Origin of the sequence: Burkholderia stagnalis (assembly GCF_039848545.1) — a bacterium.
Taxonomy (GTDB): Bacteria; Pseudomonadota; Gammaproteobacteria; order Burkholderiales; family Burkholderiaceae; genus Burkholderia; species Burkholderia stagnalis.
Map to the genome: position 1 here is coordinate 2,431,398 of NZ_CP156685.1, position 12,416 is coordinate 2,443,813.

The 12,416-nt window shown below is 66.7% G+C and carries 10 protein-coding genes and 1 tRNA gene; 3 read left to right on the top strand and 8 right to left on the bottom strand.

Translation table 11 applies throughout. The features are described 5' to 3' along the window. The 4 genes from ABFO07_RS11295 to ABFO07_RS11310 all read right to left on the bottom strand — a co-directional run bounded on the left by ABFO07_RS11295 (position 1) and on the right by ABFO07_RS11310 (position 3,019). On the bottom strand, positions 1-513 hold the full coding sequence (locus ABFO07_RS11295; protein WP_059560862.1) for a lytic transglycosylase domain-containing protein: 513 nt from the start codon (positions 511-513) through the stop codon (positions 1-3). Beyond that, positions 488-928 carry a type II secretion system major pseudopilin GspG gene (gspG, locus tag ABFO07_RS11300; protein WP_059906198.1) on the bottom strand — a complete coding sequence of 147 codons (441 nt, stop codon included), beginning with the start codon at positions 926-928 and terminating at the stop codon, positions 488-490. The genes ABFO07_RS11295 and gspG overlap by 26 nt, the downstream gene beginning before the upstream one ends. Before the next feature lie 273 nt (positions 929-1,201). After that, positions 1,202-2,662, bottom strand: coding sequence for an N-acetylglucosamine-binding protein GbpA (gene gbpA, locus ABFO07_RS11305; protein ID WP_347467219.1), 1,461 nt, complete (start codon positions 2,660-2,662; stop codon positions 1,202-1,204). An 81-nt stretch (positions 2,663-2,743) separates the two neighbouring features. After that, on the bottom strand, positions 2,744-3,019 hold the full coding sequence (locus ABFO07_RS11310) for a hypothetical protein (RefSeq protein ID WP_196486828.1): 276 nt from the start codon (positions 3,017-3,019) through the stop codon (positions 2,744-2,746). Between ABFO07_RS11310 and ABFO07_RS11315 the strand changes: the two genes are divergently transcribed. Next, entirely contained in the window at positions 2,979-5,849 is a 2,871-nt protein-coding gene (locus ABFO07_RS11315; RefSeq protein ID WP_430733026.1) for a glycosyl hydrolase family 18 protein, read from the top strand. The genes ABFO07_RS11310 and ABFO07_RS11315 overlap by 41 nt on opposite strands. A gap of 213 nt (positions 5,850-6,062) precedes the next feature. On the opposite strand, the gene ABFO07_RS11320 is transcribed toward ABFO07_RS11315, so the two are convergent. After that, positions 6,063-8,378, bottom strand: a complete 2,316-nt coding sequence (locus ABFO07_RS11320) for an ATP-binding protein (RefSeq protein ID WP_347467223.1) — start codon at positions 8,376-8,378, stop codon at positions 6,063-6,065. A gap of 235 nt (positions 8,379-8,613) precedes the next feature. On the opposite strand from ABFO07_RS11320, the gene ABFO07_RS11325 reads away from it, so the two are divergent. After that, on the top strand, positions 8,614-8,859 hold the full coding sequence (locus tag ABFO07_RS11325) for a hypothetical protein (RefSeq protein WP_347467225.1): 246 nt from the start codon (positions 8,614-8,616) through the stop codon (positions 8,857-8,859). A gap of 36 nt (positions 8,860-8,895) precedes the next feature. After that, positions 8,896-8,982: transfer RNA gene (locus ABFO07_RS11330), tRNA-Leu, on the top strand. A 241-nt stretch (positions 8,983-9,223) separates the two neighbouring features. Here the strand turns inward: ABFO07_RS11330 and ABFO07_RS11335 are convergent. The 3 genes from ABFO07_RS11335 to ABFO07_RS11345 are packed head-to-tail and all read right to left on the bottom strand — an operon-like array spanning position 9,224 to position 12,406. After that, positions 9,224-10,456 (bottom strand): MFS transporter, encoded by a 1,233-nt coding sequence (locus tag ABFO07_RS11335; protein WP_347467227.1) that lies wholly within the window; start codon positions 10,454-10,456, stop codon positions 9,224-9,226. Positions 10,457-10,489: 33 nt separating this feature from the next. Next, complete coding sequence (locus ABFO07_RS11340; RefSeq protein ID WP_347467229.1) at positions 10,490-11,596, bottom strand: 3-deoxy-7-phosphoheptulonate synthase; 1,107 nt, start codon at positions 11,594-11,596, stop codon at positions 10,490-10,492. Between the two features lie 33 nt (positions 11,597-11,629). Then, on the bottom strand, positions 11,630-12,406 hold the full coding sequence (locus tag ABFO07_RS11345) for a 2,3-dihydro-2,3-dihydroxybenzoate dehydrogenase (RefSeq protein ID WP_059962670.1): 777 nt from the start codon (positions 12,404-12,406) through the stop codon (positions 11,630-11,632). Positions 12,407-12,416 lie beyond the last annotated feature (10 nt).

Genomic DNA, 12,416 nt, shown 5'->3' on the forward strand with positions numbered 1-12,416 from the left:
CTACCTCCGCCATTCGTCGAGCATCGCGAGGCTCGCGTCGCGATCGCTCGTCAGCGCGCGGTACTCGCGCCACACCTTGGTCGCATAAGCCTTGCGGGCGGGCTCGCGCTTCGGCGCGGACCCGGCGTTGTACGCGCCTACCGCGTTCCAGGTATAGCCGTGCCGATCGATGAATCCGGCGAGAATCGATGCGCCGGTGTCGATCGACGTGCACGGCTCGTCGATCAGCCGCTTGTGCGTCACGCCCGCCTTGATCAGACGCGGCAGGTGCGAGCTGTTGATCTGCATCAGCCCGATGTCGTAGGTGCCGTTCCGGTTCCAGTTCATCGCGCGCGGATTCAGCGCGGATTCCACCTTCGCGACCGCGGCGAGCAGCAGCGGATCGATGCCGTGCCGTTCCCCCGCCTTCGTGAAGCAATCCTTGGCTGCGGCGCCGGATGCGCAGGTGGCGAACAGCGCCACCGCCGCGATCGAGCGACGCAGACCCTTACATGCCGTAGACAAGGTCCGCATCGATGCCACTCCCGCCGACACGACCGTCCCGCCCGAGCGACACGATCTCAGCCTCGCCATCGCGGCCCGGCACGTTCCATTGGTATGCACGGCCCCAGCCGTCCTTCGGCACGGCCTTGGCGAGATACGGGCCGTTCCAGCCGTCGGCGCCTTGCGGCTGCGCGACCAGTGCGTCGAGCCCTTCGTCGGCCGTCGGATAGCGGCCCGTGTCGAGCCGGTATTGCGTAACCGCGTCGCCCAGCGTCTTCATCTGCGCTTGCGTCGACTTGACCTTCGCCTTGTCGACCTGCGCGAACAGCTTCGGACCGACGTAGCCGGCCAGCAGCGCGATGATCAGCAGCACGACCAGCAGCTCCAGCAGCGTGAAGCCCTGCTGGCCGCGTCGCTTCGTCCATTTCCGATAAATCGGTTTCATGTCGTTTGCCCTCTTGAGAGATCCCGGCGCAGGCGTCGCGGCCGGGGGCCGTCGTGTTGCAGACGGCAGGTGAATGAGGCGCTTTCGGGAATGCGTATTCGATTGATGAAAAGCGCCGATCGATGAAGTCATTTTCCCGGGGGACGGAAAACGCCACCAGCTTCATCAATGAAATATCAACGCAGGTTTCGATCCGCACGGCGCGCGCTCGCCGCAAATAAAAAAGCCGCACGCGTTGCAGCGTGCGGCTTGCTTCATCTCCTCGTCAGGTCGTTACTTGCTGCAGGCGCCCAGGTCCTTCCACACCTTGCCGGTGTGGTCGGCGCCCGTCGAGGCCGGATTGCCCGGAACCTCGTTCTGGGTCCACCAGCGCGCCTCGTACGTGCGGCCGTCGTGCTGCACCTTCGCGCCGCCCGTGTAGGCCGTGCCCTGCTTCCATTGCGCCTGGCACTGCGCGCCTTCGCCGCCGCCCGCTTCACCGGTCAGCTTGAACGTGGCGGTTTCCTGCATCAGCTTGCCGCCGTCGATCTGCGACGTTGCCACGGCCGTGTGGTTACCGGCCTTCGCGTTCGCGATGTCGACGTTCACGTCGCCCTGCATGCGCATCGTCGACGACTTCGAGCCGACCATCGAGTTCGACGCGTCGTACACCTTGACGGTGACGTTCGTGTCCTTTGCGTGGTTGAACTTCAGGAAGAATTTCGCGGTGGCCTTGCCGTTCTGGATCTTGAACTCGCCGTTGTTCGAGATGCTGAAGCCCTCGTCGATGCCGCCTTCCGGCTTGTGTTCGATCGTCGTCTCGGTGCGCACGATGCCGCTGCTGCTCTTCGAGAACACGTCGTTCTTGCCGAGCGACGGCTCGATGCGGCCGTCGCGCTCGACGCCGGCGATCAGGTTCGCCGCCTGCGTACGATTGATTTCCTTCGCGAGCAGCATCGGCCACATGTTGCGTTCGCCCTGCTGTGCGGAGCCGATCGTCACCGTGGTCTTCATCGACGGCACTTCGCCGCCCAACTTGAACACGCGGTTCATGACCTTGTCGCCGGCCTTCAGGTCCATCGTCGGTGCGATGCTGCCGACGTTCGACCAGCTCGGCTTGCCCGGATCGGTCGCGCCGCCGTCATCGGTGATGTTGAGGTCGGCCACGTTGTAGAACATGCCGGCCGTGTCGCCGACGTGCCACGTCGTCAGCATTACGTGATGGCCCTTCTTGTCCGACGGAATCGTGCAGTTGTGCGGGCCGATCTCGTCGGCCTTCTTCATCCCGCCGTCGATCGTGCAGAACGGCGTCAGGTCGAACTGGTCGCGCGTGAGCTTCGCGTTCGGATTCCAGCCCTGCTTCGTCAGGTAGTACTTGAAATCCTTCGTCACGTGCGGCGCGGTGAACGTCCACTTGAACTTCTGCGCGCCCGGCTTGATGTCGTTGATCTTCCAGCGATCGACGGCCTGCTCGTTGAGCTCGCTGAACTGCGTCACGCCGCCGCTCGCGATCTCGCCGTCCGGCGCGCCCGCTGCCGGGAAGCCCTGCTTGCCTTCGATGCTTTGCGGTTCATAGGTGACCGAACCGCAGTTGAAGTTTTCGATCTTGCCCGACTTCGAGCTGCACAGCAGGTTGCGCGACGGCGGCTCCGACAGGTAGCCATGCGCAAATGCGGCTTGCGCGAAGAACATCGACGCACAGGCCACGAGCGGCGACAGGGTAAGGAGGGTCTTTTTCGCAGTTCGGGTTCTCATCTGATTCCGTTTGGTTGAAAGTTGAAATTTGAATGGTGAATGCTTCGTTCGACGAATCGCGAGCGACCGCCGGAATGTGCGTCACGCATGCTTCGGTTGACGAAACGCCGGGTGCAGTATCGTCAGGCGCCGCGCATCGACGTATCTTTCTGAACGATCTCTCAAAGATGCGCGACGCCACCGCCCGGCGCTTGCCTTCTCGCGCACCGTCTTCACATCGCCCGCTTTTAGATTGCGTTGAGATTCGTTGCCGCCGTTGCGTCCAGGAAAAAGAATGTGCCCACTTCCCCGGTACTTTTTTTCAACCCAAGGATGGATGGCTATCAAATTGAGATCGAATAAACGTACTCCCGGCATCGTGATTCGACGCCGCTCGCTGCGTCGTGCGCACGTTGCCTATGCGGCGCTCGCGGCGGCCAGCGCACTGAGCTTCGCGAACGCTGCTTTCGCCGCGCCCGGCAAACCCAGCCTGAAGCAATACGAAATCACGTCGAAGCCGCACGGCTTCGTCGAAATCGACATGCAGAAGGCCGGCGTCGCGCCGTACAAGGACATCGTCAAGCTGAACAAGAGGGTCGACGTGCCGCTGCCGTTCGACATCTGGAGCAACGGCACCGCCGTGAAGGCGGTCGCGTTGGTCAACGGCGTCGTCGATCCCGCTTCCGAGGTCAGGATGACGCCCGGCGGCACGCAAAGCGGCCAGGTGGTCGCGAACGTGAAGACGCCCGGCGTGAAGAAGATGCAGGTGCGCGTGATCGACGCCAACGGCGCGTCGACCGACAGCGCGCCGCTCGACGTGATCGTGTTCGACACGATTCCCGAGCTCGCGGACGACCTGCCCGACAACGCGAGCAAGACCCACAAGCCGTATGCGAACACGTCCGGCTCGGTCGTCGGCACGTACTTCGCGACCTGGTCGATCTACGACCGCAAGTTCAACGTCGACAACGTGCCGGTCGAGAACCTCACGCACATGCTGTACGGCTTCATCCCGATCTGCGGCGGCGCGGACGTGAATGCATCGCTCGCGAAGGACCTGCCGGGCTCGTTCAACACGCTGCTGCAAAGCTGCAAGGGCCTGCCCGACTACAGCGTCGCGATCCACGACACCTATGGCGAGATGGCCAAGGCGTTGCCGGGCCAGACCGCGAACTCGAAGCTCAAGGGCGTGCTCGGCCAGATGATGGCCGCGAAGAAGCGCAACCCGAACCTGAAGATCCTGCCGTCGATCGGCGGCTGGACGCTGTCCGACCCGTTCTTCCAGATGCACGATCAGGCGAAGCGCAAGGTGTTCGTCGATTCGACCGAACAGCTGCTGCGCACGTGGAAATTCTTCGACGGCGTCGACATCGACTGGGAATTCCCGGGCGGCAAGGGCGTAAACCCGTCGCTCGGCGATCCGGCGAAGGACGGTCAGCTGTACGTGACGCTGATGAAGGAACTGCGGCAGATGCTCGACAAGCTGTCGCAGGAAACCGGCAGGACCTATGAACTGACGTCGGCGATCGGCGCGGGCAAGGACAAGATCGACGTGGTGAACTACAAGGAAGCCACGAAGTACATGGACTACATCTTCGACATGACGTACGACTACTACGGTGCGTTCAGTCTGACGGAGCTGGGCCATCAAACCGCGCTGCACGCGCCGAACTGGAAGCCGGACACCGCGTACACGACGGACAACTCGATCAGGGCGCTGCTCGCGCAGGGCGTCGATCCGAAGAAGCTGGTGGTCGGCGCGGCGGCATATGCGCGCGGCTGGAACGGCGTGCACGGCTACGCCGACGGCAATCCGTTCACCGGCACGGCGACGGGGCCGCACAAGGGCCAGTGGGAACCGGGCATCCTCGATTACAAGAAGCTCAAGGCGGAGATGATCGGGCCGAACAACGCCGGCATCAACGGCTACGAGTACCACTACGATCAGACGGCCGAAGCACCGTACGTATTCAACAAGAGCACCGGCGAACTCCTCACCTTCGACGACGAACGCTCCGTCCTCGCAAAGGGCGACTATGTGCGCGCGAATCAACTGGGCGGCCTGTTCTCGTGGGAAATCGACGCGGACAACGGCGACATCCTGAATGCGATGCACAAGGGCCTCGGCCACGGCGACGAAGGCGGCGGCGGTGCTGAAAACCATCCGCCGGTCGCGAATGCCGGCGCCGACATGACGGTCACCGGGCCGCAGACGGTCACGCTCGACGCGTCGAAGTCGCGCGATCCCGACGGCGACAAGCTGAGCTTCAAGTGGGAACAGGTCGGCGGCGATCCGCTGAAGCTTGCCAATGCAGCGAGCGCGAAGGCGAGCGTCGACATTCCATCGGTCAAGCAGGACACGAAATACACGTTCCGCGTGACGGTCGCCGATCCGGCCGGCCTGAAGGATACGGCGCAGGTCGTCGTGACTGCGCAGGCAGATGCGACGATCGAGCCGCCGCCCAAGGAAAACCGTCCGCCGGTCGCGCAGCTCGGTGGCCCGGCAACGGCGGAAGCCGGCCAGGCCGTGACGCTGTCGGCCGAGAAATCGACCGACCCGGACGGCGACAAGCTGAGCTTCAAGTGGAACGTCCCGAGCGGCATCGACGCGAAGCCGGCCGGCGCAACGCTGAGCTTCATCGCGCCTGAACTCGCGAAGGACCAGTCGTTCACGTTCTCGGTCGCGGTCAGCGACGGCAAGCTGTCGAGCACGGCGAAGCACACCGTCGTCGTGAAGGCGAAGGATGCGGGCGGCGGCGAAGGCGGCGGCAACGGTGGCGGCGAAGGCGGCAAGCATCCGGCGTACAAGGCCGGCACGCAGTACAACGCCGGCGACATCGTGTCGAACCTCGGCAAGCTGTACCAGTGCAAGCCGTTCCCGTACAGCGGCTGGTGCTCCGGCGCGCCGACCGCGTACGAACCGGGCAAGGGCTTCGCGTGGAACGACGCGTGGACGCTTTACGGCGATGACGAAGGCGGTGGTGGCGGCGGTGGCGGCAACGGCGGCGGCGAAGGCGGCAGCGGCGGCGATCACCCGCAGTACAAGGAAGGCACGAAGTACAACGCCGGCGACATCGTATCCAACAACGGCAAGCTGTACCGCTGCAAGCCGTTCCCGTACACCAACTGGTGCTCGATGGCGGCCTGGGCTTACGAACCGGGCAAGGGCACCGCATGGGACCAGGCATGGGAGGAACACAAGGAGTAAGCCGAACAACCTGCCAGATCCGGCCGGCGGCGCCGTCGCGGCGCCCCGGCCGATGTGAAACCCGCGTCTCCCGACGCACAACGGCCGATGCCGGTATCGCCCTCGCCTCGCGCGAGGGCGTTTTCGTTTCCGCCGCCGGCGATGTTTCGATCCCGGCCGGACGTCAATGCATCCCACGCCCACGCCCACGCCGGCGCTCCGGCCCTTCGCCGGTCACGCGTCGTCAAGCGTTTCCGCAATGGTTTTCGGCAAACGCACGGTGAAGCGGCTGCCCTGCCCCGGCGTCGACGTCACGTCGACCGATCCGCCGTGGCGCTCGATCACCGCCTTCACGAACGGCAGCCCGAGACCGACCCCGCGACTCGCGTCGCGATACATGCCATCGACCTGAAAGAACGGCTCGAACAACCGCGGCATCGCGTCGGCCGGGATGCCGATCCCCTGGTCCTGCACCGCCACCGACACCTGCCGGTCGTCGGCGTCGATCCACACGTCGACGGCCGTCTCCTCGGCCGAGTACTTGATCGCGTTGTCGAGCAGGTTGGCCAGCGCGCGCAACAGCATGTCGCGATTGCCGAGCACGAACACGTCGTCGCCGTCGTAATGCGGGCCCTCGACGCGGATCCGCTTCCCGTTCGCGCTGTGCCAGACCTGATCGACCGCTTCCGCGGCCAGATCGTTCGCCGATACCGGCACGTACGCACGCGTATCGAGGTGCTCGGCGCGCGACAACTGGGTGAAATCCTGCGCGACGCGCAGGCTGTAGTCGACGAGCTTGTGCAGGTCGGCCAGGAAATCCTCGTCGATCGTGGCGTCGGCCTGGTTGCGCTCCTCGAGCAGCGACAGCACCGTCGAGAGCGGGTTGCGCAGGTCGTGCGCCATGTGCCGCAGCGTCAGCCGGTCGCTTTCGACCGCGGCCTTGACGTTGTGGATGTCGACGACGCAGATCATGCTCGCCGTCGAACTGTGCCGGTCGCCGTCGCCGAACGGCGTCACCATCATCATCTGCGTGCGCCCGTTCAGCGCCAGCTCGACCGAGTGAATCTTGCCGGTCGCCTTCGCGGTCAGCACTTCGTCGCGCGCGATCGCCAGCACGCGCCGTACCGCCTCGTCGCCGTCGGCGTCGAGCGTCTCGAGCATCGCGCGGCCGCGTGCATTGCACATCAGCAGCTCGCCGTGCTGTTCGACGAAGATCGGATAAGGCAGCGTCTCGATCATGTCGACATAGGCCGTCTGCCACGCGCGAATGCGCTGCATCGCGATCTCGACTTCATCTTTCGTCGGCATCGCGGCATCGGTGCCTGGCGCGTGCGGCAAGCCGACGAACGCGTGCTTGCCGGCAAGCCCGCGCAGCATCTCGTATTCGTTCAGCAGGAACGCCCGCAGGCTGCCGGCGCGCCGCCAGCCGCTCACCGCGAAAATCAATACACACACGGCGAGCAACGGCCCGAGCGGCGTCCAGTACGACCAATGCAGGAGCAGCACCAGTTCGGCGGCGACGAATGTGGCCAGCCACCCGATCGCGAATGCGTACATGCGCCAGCCCGGCACCAGCATGCAGATCAGCAGCATCACCGTCGCGACCACGATGCTGACGGCAACCTGGATCGCCGCCGGCTCGCGCGACAGGATGTGGCCGTCGAGCAGCGCCTGCGTCACCAGCGCGTCGACCTCGACGCGCCGCAGCCGTCCGCCCTCCGACATCGACAGGTCGTACACACCGGAAAGATCGGACATCGCGTCGCCGATGAAGACGATGCGGCCATGCCACGCCGACTCGGGGATGCGCCCCTTCAGCACGTCGACGTACGAATAGCGATCGAGGTTGAAGCGTGTCGGCAGGAACAGCGCGAGCGAGCGCGCTTCGATACGCCCCAGCCAGGACACGTGATCCTGCACGTGCAGGCGCACGTCGCCGGCCGGCAGCGACGCGCCCGCAACGTGGATCGCCTGCAGCGCGACATGCGGCAGCTCGCCGTCCGAATTGTCCGTCCGGACGTACGGCACGATGCCCTGCACCAGATAGTCGCTGCCGAGCACGACGCTGCGCTGGCCGACGGCCGCCGCCACGCCGCGCAACTGCGGCGCGGGCAGCAGCACAGTGTCGGCACGCGTGCCCTCCGGCGAAACGTGGGCGGGCAGCACGACGCGCCCTTGCCGCGCGATCGCGGCCACGAGTGCATCGTCGCCGCGCGCCGGGCCGAACATCGTCATGTCGAGCACGACGCTCGATGCGCCGCCGAGCCGATCGAGCACCTGCGCATGGGACGTCCGTGCATAGCTCGCGCCGCCGCCCAGTTCGGCGATCGTCTTCTTGTCGATCGAGATGACGACGACATCGTCGCGCTCGCCGTAATCGACGCAGGTCGCAACCAGATTCCAGTACAGGCGGTCGAGCGGCGACAGCAGCGTCTCGGCGGCCGGCGTACAACTGAGCGCCGCCAGCAACGCAACGCCGGCCGTAAGCGGCCATACGGCGGGCCGCACGGATATCGCTATTTTCCAGACTCGATTGAGCCAGTCAGGCATGGGATGGCATTCCTCGTTATTGTTTTATTCGCCCGAGGTCACTGCGTCCGCGCGCGCCCTGAATGGTCGCGGCGGTCGGCCGCTGGCCTCGTCGCACACGTGATCCCGCCACGCGGCTATTCAGGCGCGCTCGGGCCCTTAAAAATACAACCGCGCCGCGTTCGGCCGCGGGTTGGCAGCCGCCATGTTGCCCGAATAATCTTGATTTTTTTGGGGTGACGGATTCATTTCCCCCTTGTCCCATAACAAATCGCATTTTTTCGTACTCGTCCCATGCGCCATCACCTGGCGCGGCGCGCAAAACACTTCAGCGAACGGCGGACGGCGGTTGACTCGCGTCAATTCGGAACAGACGCTGCGCTGGAATATCGCCGCGAAATGGGGGATCCCGTCGGAGGATGAGCAGTCGTTCGGCAAGGGGCCGTGCTTTTTTCATCCTTTTGATGAAATTGTGTTGACAGCCCCTTCGAACACGCTATAATCGCATTCTTTCGCGATGCAGCAACAAGCGAAACGTGCCCAGGTGGCGGAATTGGTAGACGCACTAGGTTCAGGTCCTAGCGGTGGCAACACCGTGGAGGTTCGAGTCCTCTCCTGGGCACCATCTGTTTTTTGAAAGGCCGGCTATATGCCGGCCTTTCTCATTTCTGCGCCCGGGAAGCAAAGCGCCTGCGCGCTTTGCGTGAGAGTTCGAAAGGCTGCGATGCCGGGGTCGCGCCCATGTGACCGAGTCCTCTCCCGGGCATCCTCTGTTTCAAGAAAGGTCGGCTTCTAGCCGGCCTTTTTTCATTTCTGCGCCCGATGGCAAAAAGCCCGCAAAAGCGGACTCCCTGCTACGGATGCCATCACGCCTGCGGCACACCCCGCCGCCACGTCCCGACGAACACGCCGGCCAGCACAACCCCGATCGCCGCGAACGGCGCGGCCGGATGCAGTTCGTAAAGCGCGCTGCCGGCAAGCGGCGCGATCACCATGCTGAGCCCCTGCGCGACCGACATCGCACCCGCGCACGCCCCCTGCTCGTGCGCCTCGACCCGCATGCTCGCCAGCGCCGCGACCGCCGGGAATGCCGCGCCCATTCCGCACGCCGCCACCAGGTAGCTCGCGCACATCCACAACGGCTGCGCGGGCCCGACCGCCAGCGTCGACACGAAGCCGACACCGCCGACGAGCGCGCCCCAGCGCAGCCACTGCTGCGGCGCGACCCGGCGCAACCGCCCGACGAGCGATTGCATCGCGATCAGCCCGATGCCGGCGCTGCCGAGCGTATAGCCGACCACCGCCGACGCGTCGCTCACGCCAACCTGCAACCGGTCGATCACGTAAAAGCCGAGCGCGCTGTTCGCGATCATCACGACGCTGTACAGCGCAAAAGCGCTGCACCACGGCAGGCGCAGGCGCGGGTCGGTCGGCTTCAACCGCGGCGGCGCCTGCCGCGCGACGCGCGGTCCGTCGTCACGCAAGCGGCGCAACCCCGGCAGGCCCGCGAGCGGCAGCAGCGCGAACACCGCGAGCGCGAGCGTCATGTCGTAACCCGCGAGCCAGCCCGCGAGCGGCGGCGCGATCACCATCCCGACCGCGCCCGCCGCGCCGAAGCGCGCCAGCGCCGCCGCGCGCCCGTCGGCGGCCGTCCGGTCCGCGATCCACGCGGTTGCCGCGACCGGCAAGCCCGCATAGCAGCCGCCCATCGCCGCGCGCGTCGCGAGCAGCGCGGCGAAACTCGCCCACACCGGCGGCATGGCGCTCACGTCGCCGAGCAGCGCCCAGCCGACATAGGCGGCCAGCAGCAGAAAGCTGGCGACGAAGCCGACGATCGACGCGCGCATCGCCGGCAGCCGGCCGCGCATGTCGGCCGCGCGGCCCCAACGCGGCGCGGCGGCGATCCACACGAGCCCGACGCTCGCGATGACGGCGCCGATATGCAGGGGTTCGAGATGCATCCGGCGCGCCAGCGGGCCGGCGATCGCGACGAATGCATAGGTGCCGGCCACCATCGCGAGATTCGCGAGCAGCAGCGGCAGATGACGTGTGCCGGCAGCGGCCGGCGTTTGCAGGGGTTCGGCGGAAGTCGTCGACATGTCCATCCCGTGATTGATTGAAGAAGGCGCGCGTCAGCCGACGCGGCCACTGTCGCGCGCGAGCCATCGACTGCGCGCCCGCAGCAGCGCGTCCTCGGTCGCGTCCCAGCCCAGGCACGGATCCGTGATCGAGCAGCCGTAGCGCAGCGGGCCGCCGAGCGGCTGCGCGCCCGCCTCGAGAAAGCTCTCGAGCATCACGCCGCGAATCGCGTCGCTGCCTGCGCACATCTGCCCGACGACGTCGTCCAGCACCGCAAGCTGACGCTCCGCCTGCTTGCCGCAGTTCGCGTGCGAGCAGTCGACCAGCAGGTTCGGCGGCAGGCGCTGCGCGCGCAGCGTGTCGACGGCGGCCGCGACCGACTCCGCGTCGTAGTTCGGCCCGTGCCGGCCGCCGCGCAGCACCAGGTGCGCATGCGGGTTGCCGTCGCTGTGCAGCAGCGCGGGGCCGCCGGCGCCGTCGATGCCGATGAAGGTGTGCGGCCGCATGCTGGCCAGCATCGCGTGCGCGGCGATATCGACCTGGCCGTCGGTGCCGTTCTTGAAGCCGACCGGCATCGCGAGCCCCGATGCCAGCTCGCGGTGCACCTGCGATTCGGTCGTCCGTGCGCCGATCGCCGCCCAGCTCACGAGGTCGCACAGGTAGTGCGGGGTGACGACGTCGAGCGCCTCGATCGCGGCCGGCAGCCCGAGCGCATTGATGTCGGCCAGCAGCCGGCGCGCGGCGTGCAGCCCGTCCACCACGCGATGACTGCCGTCGAGCCCCGGATCGTTGATCAGCCCTTTCCAGCCGACCGTCGTCCGCGGCTTCTCGAAATAGACGCGCATCACCACGCAGAATGCGTCGCGCACCGCATGCGCCAGCCGCGCGAGCCGGCGCGCGTAGTCGAGCGCAGCCTGCGGATCGTGGATCGAACACGGGCCGACGACCACGATGCGGCGCGCGTCACGACGCTCGAGGATCGCGCGCAGCGCGCGCCGGCCGGCCTCCACGGTCGCGCGCGCGGCGACGGAAGCCGGCACGTCGCGGCGCAGCGCATCCGGCGCCGGCAGCCGCATGCCGACGCGCCATCGCTCGTCGCGGGGCGGCTCGGCGAACGCTCCGGCCGCCCCCTGCCCGACGCAGGCGGAAATCTGTTTCATCGTTGATGCTCCGAAATGGAAAATGCCGGCCCGTCAGGCGCCGAGCGTCGCGCCGCCGTCGACGCACAGGCTGTGCAGCGTGACGTGTCGCGACGCGTCGGACAGCAGGAACAGCACCGTTTCGGCGACGTCGTCCGGCGCGGCGATGCGGCCGAGCGGAATGCCGGTGCGGTACGTGTCGAGCGACCCGCCGATCACCGCCGCCGGGCCCTCGGGCCCGGTCCACAGCTGACGCTGCATTGGTGTATCCGTCGAGCCGGGCGCGACGATGTTGCAGCGAATCCCGTGCGGGGCGAGTTCGAGCCCGAGACAGCGGGTGAACTGGTGCGCGGCCGCCTTCGACGCCGCATACGCGGCCATCTGCATGCGCGGCACGAGCGCCGCGTTCGAGCCGACCGTCACGACGCTGCCGGCACGGCGCGCGACCATCCGCTGCGCGACCGCACGCGACAGATGGAACACCCCGTGCGTATTCACCGCGAAACAGTGCGCCCAGTCCGCGTCGCTCAGCGACGTTGCGGCGGCAAGCCGCAGCACGCCCGCAACGTTCGCGAGCATCCCGATCGGACCGACCGTCGCCTCGACGCGCGCGACCGCGTCGTTCACGGCGGCCGCGTCCGCGACGTCGACCGTGAACGGATGGATCCGCGCGTCGAACGCCGCGCTGTCGGCCGCGTTGCGCGAAAGCGCGTCGGCGTCGACGTCGAACGCGGCGACCTCGATCCCGCGCGCAGCGAGCGCGCGCGCGACGGCCGCGCCAATGCCCTGGGCCGCGCCGCTCACGACGGCGACCTTGCCCGGAAATGTCATCCCTGCCGGT